A 17246-nucleotide genomic window follows, 5' to 3' on the forward strand; every position below is an offset into this window, starting at 1 on the left:
TGTTAATCTGAATAACACAGAATAAAAACTTTATAGTCTAAGCTTTGTTAGTTCAAAAATCATAAGTAGTCCTATTATTTTCATAAAAATTTTATTTAGTTAAATATTTTTACGCAACAAGTTTAAGTATTTGTTTATAAGTTATAAATTATTATACCTTTTCTGATGATAAAAGATATTAGAACCTACAAACTGTGTTATGAAGGTATAAATGAGGAGAGAGATGCGTTAGCTGTTAAAGCCTTAGCTGAACACCCTATGGAAATTGTAGTTACAGAAATAGAGACTTCCGATGGTTATGTAGGTTATGGTGAATCATTAGCTTATGGTTGTTCTGATGCAGTGAAAGTTACGATAGATAAAATTCTTAAACCACTTCTTCTTAATGAGGACGAGGAGCTTATTGAAAATCTATGGGATAAAATGTATAAAGCAACTTTAAGATTCGGAAGAAGAGGTATAGTGATTGCTGGTATTAGTGGTATTGATATAGCCCTTTGGGATATAATGGGTAAGAAGACAAAGAAACCTATTTATAAACTATTAGGTGGGGCAAAAAAGAAAATTAGAGCTTATATTACTGGAGGATATTATTCAGAGAAAAAAGATTTGGAAAGGCTAAAGGATGAAGTAGCATATTACGTGAAGATGGGCTTTAAAGGTGTTAAGATTAAAATTGGTGGAAAGTCTATGAATGAAGATTTGGAAAGGCTTAAAGCTGTTAGGGAGGTTGTAGGAGATAATGTAAGAATAGCTGTTGATGCCAATAATGTATATACTTTTGAAGAGGCATTAAAAATGGGTAAAGAGGTTGAGAAGTTAAACATATGGTTCTTTGAAGAACCGATACAGACGGATTTGTTAGATCTAAGTGCTGAGCTTGCAAAGGAATTAGAGGTTCCAATAGCTGGATATGAGACAGCATATACTAGATGGGAGTTTTATGAGATTATGAGAAAGAAGGCTGTAGACATAGTTCAAACTGATGCAATGTGGACTGGAGGAATATCGGAAATGATTAAAATAGGGAATATGGCTAAAGTAATGGGATATCCCCTTATTCCGCATTATTCTGCTGGTGGAATATCACTCATAGCAAATCTTCATGTTGCAAGTGCATTAGGAACTGAATGGATTGAGATGCACTTAAGAAGAAACGATTTAAGGGATAAGATATTTAAGGAGCAAATTGAAATAGATGATGGGCATTTAGTTACTCCAGATAGACCCGGATTAGGATATACTTTGAGAGAAGGTGTGCTAGAAGAGTATAAGTGCAAAAGTTAAATTAGTTAAAGAATTTTTGTTTTAATCGGCCATTAAATGATCCATATCATATTTTCTAATTACATTACGAATTTTTCAATATTTTTCTAACTCTATAGTGTATTTATTTCATATGTTCTATAAGATTTTCCTCATCATTATTTTACAAGAAGCTCTAAGTTACAGTTTTTTAAAAAGAACGTAAGGTAAAATAACATGATTTTGTCATTAAATTAATCATATTTTATTATCATCTTGATGAAGATTAAATATTGGAAGAGAATGATCAGAAGAATAATGAATTTTAACTATAATTCTTGTAAATGCTAAACCTAATCATATATCGCTATTAAAAAGGCACATTAACAATCGTAGAATAAAAGACACTTTATTTTACAGCTTTTTACTCTAATTTAGATTTGACTATGATAGAATTTTTTTATTAAATAATATAGGATTGGTATCAAAGCTATTACTATAACTAAAAATATTAAAATCAGTACTGATGAATGTTCTTGCTTATAATGTAGAGAGACAATGACGAACATAGCTGATGACCATGTTAACGGCGATGTAGTTGGCAACGGATAACTATCATTTACAGAAGGATTTACGGCTTCTGGCAATAGACCATGCTGACTATGATTATATGCCCAGAATAGTATACTTTCTACCTCATTATACTTTCCAATCCCCTCTAGATACCATGCTTCAAATAACGTGGTAATTATCCACGGAGGACTAGGCGCGGTAGCATCATATAAATACTCGGAATAGTGATAAAGATCGTCAGGGAATCTAGCTAATCCGCCATATCTGGTTAATGTCTTTACTACGGTGTCAAAATTTTCGACAGAGTAGTTGGAGTTATAAGGCAAATATCCCATGTCAATGGGTAGTAATGTTGCGGAATCTATTGAAGGTGGCTCTGGTGTTAAGACTTCTTCACTCTTTCCATTTTCAAATAGTACAGAAGTCCCAAGTGCTGAGGCAAATGAATTATTGTCCCAGAAATATTTAAGGATGCTTTCATTTAGCAATTTCTCTGCTTTCAATACGAGAGTATAATTTAAGCCTAAAGCCTTATAGATTTTAACTACGCTTGATAAGCCTAAATCATTTATAGCTTCTGTCCAGAAATGATACGCTAATCTGTCCTCCCATACACTTAAGTCTGGGGGAATTAGGTGATATTTATCATTTTCTATCTGTTGAATTTGATATTCTACGCTTTCATTAATTCTGGGTAAAACTAACTTGAGAAATGTGGTATTGTGAGTTAAATTATAATAATCGTACACTCCGATCTCATACAGACCTATACTATCTAACTCTGGTATACCGAAACTCGAGTCTGGGTCTCCGTTGTAGAAATTATACCTGGTATACCAAACCCCGGGCTGAAGTTGTTCTGTATTAGTCATCCAAAGCCAATATTTTAAGGCTGAATTATAATGTCCAGATTGTTGTAGGGCTATGGCACTGAAAGCCGAGTCTCTAACCCAAGAATATAAGTATATTGGAGAAGGAGAAGCAGCGAAAGTGCCTAGATAAGGATTTTGATCATCCTTAATAAGTAAAAGAGAGAGGTAATATTCTTTCAATAACGTATTGGGTAATTTAGGAATTCTGGATTTGTTAAGCCATTGGGAAACTTCTTTATTATTTAAGTTAATTAAAGCCGATACACTGCTATACGGACTTGCGTTAACGCTTATTTCCAAGAACCATATTCCTTTAGATATATTAAATATAATTTCATGATTTTGAATAAAATATGAGCTAATGTTAGATAAAAGGAAAACTGGTAATCTAGGCTTACTCATATTTATAACAATTTCTCCTCCTTTTTTATAAATCGTTGCATTTGTCAAAACTGTTATAGTTAATCTTGTTACTATATTAAACGTCAGTAGAATGTACGGAGTATAAGGAGGTGTCATTATTGTTATATTTCCTTCATTACCAGAAATAACAACACTGTTATTGAGTGTTAAATAAGCGTCTTCCGAAGTGATATTAATGTTCACACTAAAGTTTAGGATTCCCAATTTACCTACATAAAGGTTTCTTATTGAAGGAGGAAAAATCGGAAATCCATTAAGTAAAGGTTTAGGAACTTTTATACCAGTTACTATCCAAATTGACTGATTATCCCAGTTATTCAGTAAAAGATAGGATGGACTATTGTAATAAGTTTGAGAACTAGTGGAAGTAGTTAGCAACATAGGATGAAAAAACATAATTATTAATATTAGTAACGGAAGAGCTTGTTTCTTATTCATTGCTTTCCACTTTAGATTGCAACAGCATAAGATTTTTTTCACTTTCTTGGTCAAAAAGAACAATTTTACTAGTATCAATACTTAATTTAACCTTTTCGCCTCTCTCTCTTCTCGTTATTGATTTTTCTATTACTCTTATAGTCTCATCCTCTATCTTAACATGAATAATACTATATGGTCCTAAGTCTTCCACCATTTCTACACTACCTTCTAAAGGTCCGTTATCATTTAAGTAAAGGTCCTCTGGTCTAATACCTACTAAGACTTTTTGCCCTTCTTTAACTATACTTCTGAATTTAGTAGGTAACTCAATTTTAGTGCTGCCTATGATTATACTACTATCTTTTATTTCTCCTTTCAAGACGTTCATTGGAGGATTACCTAAGAATTTTGCTACCCATGCATTATTTGGTTCTCTGTATATTTCCATGGGATCTCCATAAGCTTGTATAACTCCCTCATGAAGTATTGCTACCTTTGAGGCTAAACTTAACGCTTCTATCTGGTCGTGAGTAACATATATTATGGTTGGTTTAAGACTACGCTGTAATTGTTTTAGCTCTTCTCTCGCTAAAACTCTAACTTGAGCATCAAGGTTTGATAAAGGTTCGTCCATTAATATGATATCTGCCCCTTTAACTAATGCTCTTGCTATTGCCACTCTTTGCATTTGACCTCCGCTTAATTGGCTGGGCTTTCTGTCCAATAAGTCGTCTATTCTTAACATTCTAGCCACTTCCTCTACTTTCTTCTTAATTTCATCCTTAGGGACATGGGCTATCTTTAAAGGAAAGGCTATATTATCGTATACTGACATAAAGGGGTATAAAGCGTAGTTTTGCGGTACCATTGCAACATTTCTGTCTTTAGGAGGTAAATCATCTACTATTTTTCCTCTTAAATATACGTGACCTTTATCTTGCCTTAATAAGCCTGCTATAATTTTTAAAATTGTTGTCTTTCCTTCACCAGAAGGTCCTAGAATAACTACAAATTCTCCTTTCTCTATATCTAGGTTTAATCCTCTTAATACTTGTACTTTCTTTCCTTTTGACTCATACTCCTTCCAAATATCTTCTAATTTAACATAACTCATTGTTTCACCCCAGCTAAACTACTGTACGCACGTGTCATCATTCTTTGGGAGACTATAAATAATGCCATTAGAGGTATACCCATTATTACTGCTCCTGCAGCAAATATATTATATGCTGGTGCACTAGCAGGATTTAATAGCCCGGCCATGTAATAAAGACCTATTGTTGCAGTCCACGCTTTCACATTAGGCAACAAGAAGGAGTAAGCTAAAGCGAAATCTAAATAAGCACCACTGAAGCCCAATATTGCGGTTAAAGCCACTACGGGTAAGGCTAGTCTCATTATAATCCTTAAAAATGCTCCAAATCTTGATAGCCCATCTACCATTGCAATCTCCTCGTAAGAAGACGGGATAGCGTCTATACTCAGTTTTGCTATGAAAGCGGCAAATATTGAGGTTCCGGGAGTATATGCTAATATTAAACCAATATAGTTAAGTAAATGAAGTTTAGCGAATAATAAATATAAGGGTACCGCTGTAGCAGTATAAGGAAAGAATGTTACAATATAAATGAATGTAGCTAAGATTTTCTTAGCTGGTATATTTAATCTTGATAATGCATATCCGGTTATTAATGCTAATAGTACTGAAATTATTGCGGTAGATCCTGCTAGAATTAAGCTATTTCTAATCCATAGAGGAAAAGTACCACCATATAAATTTGCTGAGAGTAACTCCTTATATGCTGTGAAATATATATGTTTAGGTAATAATGTTGATATACTGAGAGATATTAAGCTTGGGGAGTTGCTGAATGATGTCATGAAAACATAATATAAGGGGAAGATAGAGAAAAATGCCATAACTAATAAGATAAAATATGATATTGTTAATCTTATAATTTTAGAAATTTTATATTTTTTTCTAACACGAATCATGTTACTCACCTCATGTAAATGAGTCTAATATGTGTGTATACTTAATTACAATTATAGCAAGAACTATAACGAAAATGGTGGAAATCACAGACCAAGCAGCCGCTAAAGAGAAATTACTATAGCTAAATGCTTCCTCATAAGCATATACTATGAAAGTTTCTGTTGAGATTCCGGGTCCTCCACCGGTTAATATAAAAATTGGGTAAAAATTATTCCATGTAAATACGAAACTGGTTATGAATACGAATGCAATAGTTTTCTTAAGAGAAGGTAAAGTTATTCTTAGAAATTTAGTTAAGGCGTTAGCTCCATCTAAATCTGCTATTTCATAAAGTTCTCTGGGTATGCTCTGGAGTGCTGAGTAAAAGACAGTCATAAAATACGGAAATGAAAGCCAATCATTAGTTACTATCAATTCTATCCATGCGTCTGTGGTAGAAGTAAGTGAATTTATCTTAGGCAAGTGAAGTAAGGGTAAAATTAATTTGTTCATCATACCATATGGGTCAACCCATAAGCCTTGCCATATTAAAAGTGAAATGAAGCCTGGAAAAGCCCAGGGTAAAATGAGAATAGCATAAAATATTGATTTGCCTTTAAGATCACTCTGATTAAGTATCAATGCTAGCAAAAATCCTAATAACATCATAGTCACTAAACTTCCTACAGTCCATATTAGTGTATTTTTCAATAGTTCCAGAAAATAACCATATTTAAATATTATTAAATAGTTTTTAAGGCCTACAAATTCATACTTAAAGAAATGTAATAGACTTAAGTTAGTAAACGAAATATACAGTGAGTATATTAAAGGAAATATAAAAAGAAATAACGTAACAACTAGAATAGGAAGGATGTAAAAAAACGGATAAATTTTATCCTTTCTCAATTAGGTTCACCACTTCCATCTTCTCGGTAATACTACTATTAAGGGAGATAGTACTGCTGTTATTATCAAAAGGAACTGGGTCGGTGGTAATACTGGGAAGATTGGCAATCCAGAAAGTAAACCATTTTGTACTAGTGACTGTACAAAAGCTTGCTCCATTCCTTGAGCAGCAGCATTAGCACTTATCTTACCAGCGAAGAACTCACTAGCATATTCGTGGAATGAATTCCAATAATAAGCCATTTGAGGTATGTTGGGGAACTTTTGGCCATATTGAGCTTGTTCTAATATTCCCTTCATGATACTATTTAGATATGAAGGCTGCAGTTTTCCTTCATTTAATTCAGTTATAGCTTCATTATAAGCTTGCACATTAGCTGGTATATCATGGGCTACATCCCATAATCTTAGATCTGCTTGATAACTAGTAAAGTATAACACAAATATTAAAGCTGCCTTTATTTGCATTGGTGTTGCTCCACTAGCTTGGGGAGAAGCTATTAAGAATCCAGTAGAACCTATAAATGGTGCGGCCCTCAAACCTGTTTGACTAACTATAGGTAATGGTGCAGCACCCAAATTTGGTCCTAAAGCTTGCAAATATGCATTTAGATCCCAAGGTCCGTCAAATATTATTGCAGTCTTGTTTGCTATAAATAATTGTCCTTCAGCTCCTCCAGCTCCTGTACTTGGTGCTAAATAATTAATATGTAAGTTATAAGTTAGATTATACCAGAAGTTTAGTGCATCGACCATTGCGGTACTATTTAAAGCTGGGTAAACTTGCCCATTAGTAGTTGTAAATATGTTTCCTCCAAATCCTGCAAACCATGCTGCAAATCTATATCCATATTCTTGACTAGCACCATAGGCAATTCCCCAAATATGATAAGTCTTATTTACATTCTCAGCTATCTGAATTAATTGGTTAGTAGTGTTTGGAGGATATGGCACAAATTGTTTATTGTAAAACATTACTATGTAGTTTATATTATCTGGTAAGCCATACACAGAACCGTTTAATGTCCAATCATCTATAGCTGTAGGTAAGTACAAAGATGTTATGCTTTGAGGGAGGTATTCAGATAAATTCAATACTAGACCAGCTGCAAATAAAGCACCTCCAGAATCACTCGTATCTCTATATACTATAGGTGCTTTTCCAGCTTCAGCGGCAGTTTCGAACTGAGAAGTTCCTACTCCAACACCATAGGTTACCTCAACATGAATCCATGGAAACGCTTGTTCGAAGGCAGCTAATGTTTCGTTAAATGCCTGGTTTTCAGAGGTGCTATAACTATCCCATACCGTTATTGTAACTGGAGTTGATGGTGGAGAAGTAAGTCCAACTAACTTCATTAAAACTTGCGGATTACTTGTGTTAAGAATAGCTGGAGATGTGGTAGTCGTTGTTGTTGTAGTAGATGATGTAGACGTCATTGTAGGAGGAGTTGTTGTAGTAGGCGTTACATGGTGCTGTGAAGAGATATAGGCATAATAACCACCTACTGCCGCTACTATTATTACTATTACTACAATTATAGCTACAATAGTTTTAGATATTGCTCTTTTGTATTTTTTCAAGCAATCACCCAATTATCATTATGATTCTTCCAATATAAAAATTTCTTCTTTTATTTATGGACTTTATACTTAAGTCATTATTTTTATAGATTCTCATAAATAATTATGAGAAAGTTTATACATTTCTCTAACTCAACATAGCAATAAATTATGAATTAAAAATAAATGCTCAAAACTTAATCATCGTTCTCACAATACTATTATTAGATTCTATGAAATTCCCTAAGTGCTAAATATCTTTAGGTGTTTTAAGTAATCTAATATTGTTTATTAGCTATTACAATAGTATAATGATATCATCTAAAATATTATTCAAAACTATAATAATCATTATGAATGGAGGAAAATTTAAATATTTGTTAGAAATTGATTGATATAATGAAAGTTAAGAACTTTATGTTAAAATTTAGTGCTATGGTAATAATACTAATGATGTTGCCTTTATGGAGTTTGATAGTACCAGTTTCAACAGCGGGACAACTAAATGTGAACTTTACCGTAGCAAGTAACGGACTAGTTACAATATATTTAGCAGGAATACCTAGCAACAATACTATTACTTTACATTATGGAATTGAAAACGGGCCTCAACAAGCCTGGATTGAAATATATAACACAGAAATGAAATGGAATGGAGAGAATTTTAGTGCTACTATAGGACCGTTTGAAAACGGAACATGGATAGCATGGGTCTTTTACGATAATACTACCGGACAATGGATAAATTATGACAATCACCCTTTCTGGAACTGGAACTTAGAAGTTAATCCGCCTAATGTAGGTCAAACTTATGCTACTGTATTGCAAAACGGTTCTATATTAATAACTATGATTGGGAGAGCACCAGATCAGATAGATATTCATTATGGTCTTACAACTGGTCCTCAAACTGGTCTTCCGTGGAGCAATATAACAGACGAGTTAATGACTTATAACCCGCTTTGGGGGAACTATACTATTTTAATAGGTCCATTTAAACCTGGTCAGTGGGTACAATGGGTTTATCATGATTTAACTCTTAATCAATGGATTCATAACGTTTCTGGAACTAATTTTGCAATACAAGATGTTTATTCTCCCATAATGTTCATTAACGCAACATACAATAAGTACGTTTATGTTGAAGGAGAGAAAGCATATATTTATGTGGAGCTAAATAACGAATACTCAATACCCATCAATGCTTTTCTTTCTCTAAAAATAGCAGACTTTTATTATAATACATCAACTACTTTAAATCCTGGGTTAAATAACATATCATTTGCTATTGATACCTCTAATATTCCTCAGGGAATTTATAGCCCATTACTCAGCGTATATGTAAATAATACTTTGCAAAGACAAGTAACCTTATCTCCATTTTACGTATTAAATACAACGGGTAAAAAACCATTAAGCCTTGTAATTGTGTGGAATATGCATCAGCCATTATATATTGCTCCTAATGGAAGTTGGGAACAACCTTGGGTTTGGCTTCATACTGGGCAAGATTTCATATGGAATGGTAGTCTAGTAGGTGCTTATGAATTACAAGCACTATTAATTAACCAATTTAATGTAAGCGTTACCATAGACTTTACGCCAGTATTGCTTTACCAATGGGAGACGATACTTCATGAAGAAAACGCTACCTTTACATCAAACTTCGGAGTTAATGTGACCCATGATATTGAGGCTGTTAACTATACTCTAAACTTATATAAAACACTAATGAAGGAGGGAAAAGTAGAAGTCCTAACTGTACCATTCTATCATCCTTTACAGCCATTGTTACTCCAAGATGGATATTGGAGCGATGTTTTAGCCCAAATAGAGATGGGTGAGAATATGACACATGAAGTGTTTGGAGTATGGGCTAATGGAACATGGACCCCAGAAATGGCATTCGATATGGATTTAGTAGGTCTTTATAACGAATCTGGAATTTCATTTACTATATTAGACCAGCAAGCTTTCTTACCTTATGTAACGTTAGTAAATGGTTCCTTAAATCCAGATCAACCGTTTATAGTTGAAAATAATTTAGGTCAAACTATTGTAGTACTTTTTAGAAATACTACGTTATCTAACGAGTTCGGCTTTAAATTCTTCAGTCAATCATCTCAGCTTACAGCCCAAGAACTAATTCAACAACTAGCTGAAATCTACATGAATAATCCAGGTGGAGTAGTTACCGTAGCCCTAGATGGTGAAAACCCATTAATATTTAATCCAACAACCGGCCCTAGTGATTTATATGCAATCTATCAAGCTTTATCTGAATATCAAGGAAGCTGGTTAATAACTCAAACTGCAAGCGAGGCAATAGCTACTCATAAACCTACTTCAATTATTACAAACTTGCCGGTCAATTCTTGGGACTTGAACCTAAACTACTGGAATAATGGCTACATAGGTAAAACAGAGATTTGGCAAAACGTATCTTTAGCTAGGGAATACTTGGTAGCGTACACTGTAGCGTTAGGAGATAACATTTCTCCATTGGTTTATTTACCATTTAACACAACGCCTAATTCTACTAACTTAATTGATACTTTATGGAATTACCTTTATGTAACTGAAGGCAGTGACTGGACATGGCAAACCGGTCCACCAGCATTTGGTCCAATATGGTTTAAAGAACAAGCTTTACTTTACACTCATACAATAATATCTACAGTAAAGAATCAATTTGAAAAGATAGAACTCCTAAAGGTGAAGTCGGAAGGTAATAAGATAAAGATAGATATATATAACGGAATAAATAGCACATTACATCTGATATTAGTAATAAAGTATAATTCTACAGAAACTGCTTTCCCACTCATATTAAACCCCGGGGAAAATGAATTTAAGTTACCGTTAAGAGTGAGTGGAACTATAGATATACTCTTATATTCTCCGGTAACTCCACAAGAGGTTGGATTAACATTAATACCTATTACAAATTATGGATTCTTAATTACCTCGTACCAAGTAACGATCACTAAGGGATCATCAAATGAAATGACGATCTTATCTACTATACTAGGGAGTATTGTAGCATCATTAATTATTATTGAAATTATTAGGAGAAGATACATATAGAAAAGATAATAATTTTTTATTTAACATAATACTTATGAGACTAAGATTCATAATTTTTAAATATCATTTTTCCTTACTCCCTATGTTAATTCTGATTTTATGAATAGAACTTAATAGGTTGTAACAAGTACAAAAAGTATCACTAATAGGAAAATAGAAGCACTAGACAATTATTACTGGAGATTCATGAGTAGTTTGCAATTTCCATTTGCCTAAATAGAGTTAAGTTATTGTTATTAAGTATACACTAAGCAGTATTAATATGTGGATTGTATAAGAGTGCATGATAAGGAGGCTATAATTTAGATTATTCGTAATGATTTTACGTATTCTGTATTATTTATGCATTAAATTATACTAATCTAATAGAGAATATTACAATTAGCGAAGAACGCGTGAAAGACCCACGTTCTTACAAATAAGCATATTCAATTATTGCTCAGTACAGAGCCTTAACTATGTAGAATTACTTTAGTGTTTTTATATACTCTTTCTATTCCAGAATCCGTAGTATATACTACCGCATTCTCTTTTTCGGCTAATGCCACTATAAAACAGTCCACTATGGAAAGGTTTTGGTACTTAACTTTTAACTCTCCGGCTCTTAAGGCAAGTTCCCTTAGTGCTAATAATTTTTATTGGCGAATTTAGGATTAGTGAAAGCCTAACCTTCGCTTCCTCTAATCCCTTAAGTTTACCGTAAGTGTAAAGAAACTCTGCCAAATTGAGATCTGTAGTATAACCTTGACTCTTACCCATGTAAACCTCTTCCATAGTTTCCTTAGTTTCGTCATTAAGCCCAGAAAAATATACGTGGAAAAAACCTGAATCAAATATTATTTTCTTTCTCAACTTCTTCCTTCCTCAACTTTTCCAACTCCTTTAAAGCTAAATCTCCCATCCCCTTATCTATACCATAAGCATCAAGGAGAGTCATTTTTCGTTTTAAAACAATCTTATCACCTTCAACCTCTAACTCCATATAAGAACCCTCCCTAATATTAAGCCTCCTTCTAACCTCAGCCGGGATAACTATAATTCCCTTCTTATGAACCTTTACCTCCATGAGATGTATTTTGTTAAACTACTATTAAAGTCTAACTTACGAGAGAGTTAAACTACAAGGTAAGTTTAATTCAACTAGTAAAATGTCATAAATATAACTTAAAAACTAGTTATCTGGTGAATCTTTATAGTGCCATCATTAGGCTATTTACGGCGATTCAGGAGTTCTTTGCGATTTCATTTTTTTAACATTTTGGGATAAAATAATTAATTGTTCATTCAGTTATATTAATTAGGGGGCGAGTAGGAGGTTATACCGTGAGAGAACTTTAAACTATCGTGGTAGAGGGTTATGGAGGCGTTCCTCCTCTCTCCACTTGCGTATAATCTGTTAAGCCTTTCTCTCATAATCTTAACATATATTGGATTTTTATTCATAGAATTATACTAATCTGAGAAAATTACAATTAGCAAAGAATCCCTGAATCTCCAAGAGTTTCTGCTAAATTAATCCTAATTCTTTTGCCAAATCTTCTAACTTCTTTGCTTCCCTTTTCATTTCCTTTATAAAAAGTGATGAAGGCTTTTCCCATTCTTCTGGAGTAAATGCAAAGAATTCTATGCGTGCTCTTAAGTATTTCCCCAATTTCTCAAGCCTATCAATGTATCTTAAGCCTTTAAAATCTGGAGATATTATTACTAAATCTATGTCACTTACCTCTAAATAATCTCCTCTAGCTCTAGAGCCTACTACATATACATCCTTAACACTAATTTCCTTTTTCACATCATTTATGAATTCTATTGCTTTTCTCACCAATTCAATCTGACTCTTTAACGCAGATTTCGCTTTACCCATTCTATCACCTTTTCCGCCTTCTTAATTAATTCCTCAGCATCTTCTTTAGTATAAAGTGAATATGGTATAGTATTTGCTGCATCGGGATACCTAGAGATTGTTAGTGTAAAGTGAGTTTATTCACTTCATTTCTAATCTCATCTCCAGGTAATCCAATCTCCTCCTTTATTATGTTTAACAACTCGTTTAAATCGTAGGTTCGTTCAATCTTTCCCCTATCTATTAATAATGCCTTTAAAGCCTTCTCTGCAGCCTGTTTAGCCCAAAATGCAGAAGCATAATAATGACCAGTTGTGATAGTATCCTTAGCCGTTGTCAAATCCTCTAAAGCTTGCTTAAACCACTTTACTGCTTCTTCTCTCATTAGAAGAATAGCATTTAAACTTTTTAATATGATTATCTACTAAAAAGTAGTGAAAAACTGTATAGAGGGAGTAAATTAATACGCTAACAAGAATTTGAGAAAGAGACCATAAATGCGTTATTTTAGAAAGAATATAACTACTAGCCAAGAAAGAAAAGTAAAAATATGCGTAATGAATTGGTGTTAATAGAGTTTGCTAAACAGTCTCAGCTAATAATTTGAAGCTGTTTTTATCTAAATTGTTTAAATCAATCTCATACAAGTTATCATTTTTGTCTATTAATACTACCTTAGAGTCCAATAGTATCACATTCCTCCTTCCAACAGTATAAGCCGTAACTTCTCCTCTATCAGTCACTAAATCCCATTCTAACTGATCACCCTTTATATTTATTTCATTTATTTTTTTAACAGAAAATATTAGATTATTGTAAGCCAACGCAGTTTCCAAGATTTTTCTTGAATTTTTGTCTAATTTAGTATAGTCCTCCAATAAGAATACTTCATTTCCATTTTCATCATAAAATCCTATAAATTTGGGATTAGTTATAGGAAATAACATTTTAGGTATTAGTCCATTATACTTCTTACCATCATAAATAACGTTCACAACACTTCTCCTCTCTGATGACTCAATCTTTATATTATCGTTTACAAAATTGAATTTTGGCTCACTAATTTCTAATTTCCTAAATATATTCTCCTCATTTATTTGTTCCTTAAACATCTCATAAAAGGCACCTTTTTTGTTGAGTAATTCTTCCGGTTTACCTTCTTCTATTACTCTACCTTGATTTAAGACAATTACCTTATCCGCATTCATTACTTCATGAACATTATGAGTAACTAGTATTACAGTCTTACCTCTTGATACACTCATCATCGCCTCATAAACCTCTCTTTCACTAACTACATCAAGGTTAGAAGTAGCCTCATCGAATATAAGCATATCCGGGTTTTTCACAATTGCTCTGGCAATACTTAACCTCTGTCTTTGTCCTCCAGATAAGTAAGTTCCTCTTTCACCCAATATGGTATCATATGCAAAGGGTAATCTTACAATCTCGTCATGAATTCTAGCTATCTTACAAGCTTTAACTATATCAACCTCATTTACGTTTTCATCTCCGTAAGCTACGTTATATCCCACAGTGGTATCAAACAAAACTACGTCTTGGGGCACGTATGCTATTTTCTTTCTGAGGTAGTTCAAATCTATTTCCTTAATATTCACTCCTCCAATAGTGATTTTACCTTCATTTACATCATAGAATCTAAGCAACAGTTTAGCTATAGTGCTCTTACCGGAACCGCTTTTTCCGACAATCGCAACCTTTTCTCCGGGCTTTATCCTTATACTAACGTCCTTTATTACTGGAAAGTGAGGATCATAGCCGAAGTAAACATGATCTAATACTATTTCCGCTGGCATACTAGGTTTCTTAGGATTTTCTGGATTAGTTATTTCGGGCTTTACTTCTAATACTTCTCTTATTCTTTCAGCTGAAGTTAGGGATTGTTGAATGAATGGAAGTACGTTGCTTAGGTTATTTATGGGACCGTAGAACTGTGAAACGTAAGCTATAAAGGCGGTTATTACACCTAGTTGTATGATTCCAGATATTACCTCATGTCCTCCTATCCACCATATTATCACTGTGGAGAGGTTAACTATAAACCGTTTGTCCCTACACTTTCATTTCAATCATTTTATCTTCATTCATGATCGAGTGTAGGGACTTAGCCCTCAACCACCTACCAAGCTTAACGGTAGATGGGTCATGGGACTCCTTAGAGCCCAACGGCACGGGGCTCACATCTCCAGCCCTATTCAACAAGTTATACAATGCCACAACATCCCTATGCCACCTCTCTTTCCCCTTCTCACAAACACCAACCCTTGGGGCATTGCCCCCATCGGGTTGGTAAATAATCTTCGATCCGTGGATTGGACAAACAGTGGAAGTATATGCTGGGTTAACCAAAATTACTGGAACACCAAACTCCCTAGCCTTCTCAATAATAGCGTTCTTCATAGATGAAAACGCTGAACGGTAAATTCTCAACCTAAGCTGAGAGTCTTTAACATCCTTAATCATATGCTCTGGAGTTCTCTTGGGCAAGTCCTCTAAAACTATGGCACTCTTACTTTCAAAAGCCTCTTTAACGATTAGCTTAGCCAACTTCCTCCTAACATCAGCCTTTTTATCCCTCTCTCTCAACCTCTTTAACTTCCTCCTCACTTCTCTATCCTTAGTTGACCTACCAGTAGTCATCGACTTCCTCCTATACTCATAACCTAGAGTAATTTTCTTGGTGTTAGTCTCTAAGAGGATCGGTTTTCCATCAATTAATACAGAGACTGAATTCTCGTTAATGTCAACTGGGATGAAACCCTTAGGCTCGTAAGGTTTAGGCTCATCCTTCTTAAAGATGATGTAAAACTCTACCACATTCCCCTTCAACAATTTAAACCTAGCCTCACTCGCAATCCTCCAGCCCTTATTATAATACTCCCAAAAGATCTTAGGGAAGGTTGGTGAAATGAAAACCCTACCCTTCTTCGTGGAAATTGAAACCCTATCAAGGCTGAACTTCCACAAGTGGTCATCTAAGTGCACAGTAACTTTTCTCACTGACGGTTTATCAGTATAAGTCCTACCCCTCTTCTTTAACTTCTCAAAACTGTCTAATCTCTCACTCGCATCCTCACAGGCGGTGTAAATATAATGGGAGGGTAAGTCCTTATGTTTCTCCCTTTCAACCTTATAAATTCCCGCTTTAATCCTAGTGAAGGAGGTAGTTTTGTTTGAAAGTCCATAATTTATTGCATCCTCTAGAACCTCTCTGTACTCCTCCTCAACTTCTTTAAGTGCTGAGTATGTGGCGTAGTCGACCCTAACTCTTAACTTCACTGTCCTCTCCACTTAGCTCACCTATCAGTTTTTTTACACCTTGAACGAGGATTGTCTTCTTGTGACTTCTCATTCCGTAAATTTTCCCAGCGAATGAAGTAATGATGGAGATTAAGTCTTCTACGAGTTCCTGCGTGGCATCTTTGGGCTCCTCACCGAAAACTATCTCGATCTTAACTCCCATGGTTGAAAAGAACTCCTCTAAGTACTCAAAGCCAAACCTCGTTAACCTATCCTTGTAGGTTATTAATACGACATCAATACTCCTCCCCTCAACCAGTTTGAATAGTCTTAACAATCCTTTCCTTTGTGTGTTTAACCCGCTTGCAATATCTTTTAGTACTTCAACTACCTTGTAACCCTTTGCTGTTGCGTAATTTGTTAGGTAGTTTATCTGCCTCTCCAAATCTTCTTTTTGATCAGTTGATGAAACTCTTGCGTAAATTACAGCCCTTATTTCCTCCCTCTTCTCTAAGTATTTCTTAACTTCGCTGTAAGGTATCCTATACTTCCCACCCTCAGTTGTTACTACCCTTATCTTCCCTTCCCTGACCCACCTTAACAAGGTTGAGTATGAAATGCCGAGGAGTTGGCAAGCCTCCTTAGGTCTCAGTAATCTTTCCACAAAAATAGTTGATGATAAACTAATATAAAAAGATTTTTATTAACGTGAAAAAGGATTCAGCCCATTATACTGATATTCATGAGGTGCTAAGGCTAATTTGGAAACTAAGTTTACATCTTTTCCTAAAAGGAGGGATAGTTCCTCTATATAGGAAGTAGGTATAATAGCAATTAACCAACTTTACTACTTTCCTCCCTTTCAATTTCTTCTTGCCAAGATATTTCTTTAACAACTCTCCCCTTATATCTACCAGTATATCACCTAACAGAGCTTTCCATGCTTGGAATGCTTTACTCGCAGCATTATGTAAAAGCCCTTCTTTTGCAAATTCCTCAGCTATATTGGCCTCAAATCCACTTCTTTATCTTAGTTCTCTGATAATATTCAATATCAAACCTCGGTAATTCTTGC

At 34.3% G+C, this 17246-nt stretch carries 12 protein-coding genes and 3 pseudogenes; 2 read left to right on the forward strand and 13 right to left on the reverse strand.

The genetic code is table 11. The annotated features are described in order from the left end of the window. The first annotated feature begins 165 nt into the window (after nt 1–165). Nucleotides 166–1287, forward strand: coding sequence for an arabinonate dehydratase (gene araD / locus D1869_RS05205; protein WP_156014212.1), 1122 nt, complete (start codon nt 166–168; stop codon nt 1285–1287). Nucleotides 1288–1679: 392 nt separating this feature from the next. Here araD and D1869_RS05210 read toward each other — a convergent pair whose 3' ends face one another. From D1869_RS05210 to D1869_RS05230, 5 genes are read right to left on the reverse strand one after another with little or no spacing between them, the layout of a single operon-like run. Next, a complete protein-coding gene (locus tag D1869_RS05210) occupies nt 1680–3551 on the reverse strand; it encodes a glycoside hydrolase family 15 protein (RefSeq protein ID WP_156014213.1) in 1872 nt (623 codons plus the stop codon). Further along, on the reverse strand, nt 3544–4647 hold the full coding sequence (locus tag D1869_RS05215; RefSeq protein ID WP_156014214.1) for an ABC transporter ATP-binding protein: 1104 nt from the start codon (nt 4645–4647) through the stop codon (nt 3544–3546). The genes D1869_RS05210 and D1869_RS05215 overlap by 8 nt, the downstream gene beginning before the upstream one ends. Then, nucleotides 4644–5528 carry an ABC transporter permease subunit gene (locus tag D1869_RS05220; RefSeq protein WP_156014215.1) on the reverse strand — a complete coding sequence of 295 codons (885 nt, stop codon included), beginning with the start codon at nt 5526–5528 and terminating at the stop codon, nt 4644–4646. The genes D1869_RS05215 and D1869_RS05220 overlap by 4 nt, the downstream gene beginning before the upstream one ends. Before the next feature lie 10 nt (nt 5529–5538). Continuing rightward, entirely contained in the window at nt 5539–6417 is an 879-nt protein-coding gene (locus tag D1869_RS05225; protein WP_156014216.1) for a carbohydrate ABC transporter permease, read from the reverse strand. 6 nt (nt 6418–6423) lie between these two features. After that, the gene (locus D1869_RS05230) at nt 6424–7857 is read right to left on the reverse strand and encodes an extracellular solute-binding protein (protein WP_375781476.1); all 1434 of its coding nucleotides are present in this window, start codon (nt 7855–7857) and stop codon (nt 6424–6426) included. Between the two features lie 573 nt (nt 7858–8430). Here D1869_RS05230 and D1869_RS05235 point away from each other — a divergent pair. Then, the gene (locus tag D1869_RS05235; protein WP_375781477.1) at nt 8431–11067 is read left to right on the forward strand and encodes a glycoside hydrolase family 57 protein; all 2637 of its coding nucleotides are present in this window, start codon (nt 8431–8433) and stop codon (nt 11065–11067) included. Between the two features lie 452 nt (nt 11068–11519). On the opposite strand, the pseudogene D1869_RS05240 reads toward D1869_RS05235, so the two are convergent. From D1869_RS05240 to D1869_RS15805, 8 genes and pseudogenes are all read right to left on the reverse strand, one after another. Next, a pseudogene (locus D1869_RS05240) lies at nt 11520–11919 on the reverse strand (PIN domain-containing protein). Continuing rightward, nucleotides 11897–12133 carry an AbrB/MazE/SpoVT family DNA-binding domain-containing protein gene (locus tag D1869_RS05245; RefSeq protein WP_156014219.1) on the reverse strand — a complete coding sequence of 79 codons (237 nt, stop codon included), beginning with the start codon at nt 12131–12133 and terminating at the stop codon, nt 11897–11899. The pseudogene D1869_RS05240 and the gene D1869_RS05245 overlap by 23 nt, the downstream one beginning before the upstream one ends. A gap of 441 nt (nt 12134–12574) precedes the next feature. Further along, the gene (locus D1869_RS05250) at nt 12575–12931 is read right to left on the reverse strand and encodes a nucleotidyltransferase domain-containing protein (RefSeq protein ID WP_156014220.1); all 357 of its coding nucleotides are present in this window, start codon (nt 12929–12931) and stop codon (nt 12575–12577) included. Continuing rightward, a pseudogene (locus tag D1869_RS05255) lies at nt 12907–13295 on the reverse strand (HEPN domain-containing protein). The gene D1869_RS05250 and the pseudogene D1869_RS05255 overlap by 25 nt, the downstream one beginning before the upstream one ends. 196 nt (nt 13296–13491) lie before the next feature. Further along, nucleotides 13492–14973 (reverse strand): annotated as a pseudogene (locus D1869_RS05260) (DUF1854 domain-containing protein); the annotation flags it as partial. A gap of 10 nt (nt 14974–14983) precedes the next feature. Then, nucleotides 14984–16222 carry an RNA-guided endonuclease InsQ/TnpB family protein gene (locus D1869_RS05265; RefSeq protein ID WP_184651025.1) on the reverse strand — a complete coding sequence of 413 codons (1239 nt, stop codon included), beginning with the start codon at nt 16220–16222 and terminating at the stop codon, nt 14984–14986. Further along, nucleotides 16194–16835, reverse strand: a complete 642-nt coding sequence (locus tag D1869_RS05270) for an IS607 family transposase (RefSeq protein ID WP_156014221.1) — start codon at nt 16833–16835, stop codon at nt 16194–16196. The genes D1869_RS05265 and D1869_RS05270 overlap by 29 nt, the downstream gene beginning before the upstream one ends. 76 nt (nt 16836–16911) lie before the next feature. Beyond that, nucleotides 16912–17175 carry a PaREP1 family protein gene (locus tag D1869_RS15805; protein ID WP_156015909.1) on the reverse strand — a complete coding sequence of 88 codons (264 nt, stop codon included), beginning with the start codon at nt 17173–17175 and terminating at the stop codon, nt 16912–16914. Nucleotides 17176–17246 lie beyond the last annotated feature (71 nt).

It is taken from the genome of Sulfurisphaera ohwakuensis (assembly GCF_009729055.1).
GTDB lineage: Archaea > Thermoproteota > Thermoprotei_A > Sulfolobales > Sulfolobaceae > Sulfurisphaera > Sulfurisphaera ohwakuensis.

Coding starts and splice junctions, on each gene's coding strand:
- araD (WP_156014212.1), top strand. CDS start 166: ATGATAAAAGATATTAGAACCTACAAACTGTGTTATGAAGGTATAAAT.
- D1869_RS05210 (WP_156014213.1), bottom strand. CDS start 3,551: ATGAATAAGAAACAAGCTCTTCCGTTACTAATATTAATAATTATGTTT.
- D1869_RS05215 (WP_156014214.1), bottom strand. CDS start 4,647: ATGAGTTATGTTAAATTAGAAGATATTTGGAAGGAGTATGAGTCAAAA.
- D1869_RS05220 (WP_156014215.1), bottom strand. CDS start 5,528: ATGATTCGTGTTAGAAAAAAATATAAAATTTCTAAAATTATAAGATTA.
- D1869_RS05230 (WP_375781476.1), bottom strand. CDS start 7,857: ATGACGTCTACATCATCTACTACAACAACAACGACTACCACATCTCCA.
- D1869_RS05235 (WP_375781477.1), top strand. CDS start 8,431: ATGATGTTGCCTTTATGGAGTTTGATAGTACCAGTTTCAACAGCGGGA.
- D1869_RS05245 (WP_156014219.1), bottom strand. CDS start 12,133: ATGGAGGTAAAGGTTCATAAGAAGGGAATTATAGTTATCCCGGCTGAG.
- D1869_RS05250 (WP_156014220.1), bottom strand. CDS start 12,931: ATGGGTAAAGCGAAATCTGCGTTAAAGAGTCAGATTGAATTGGTGAGA.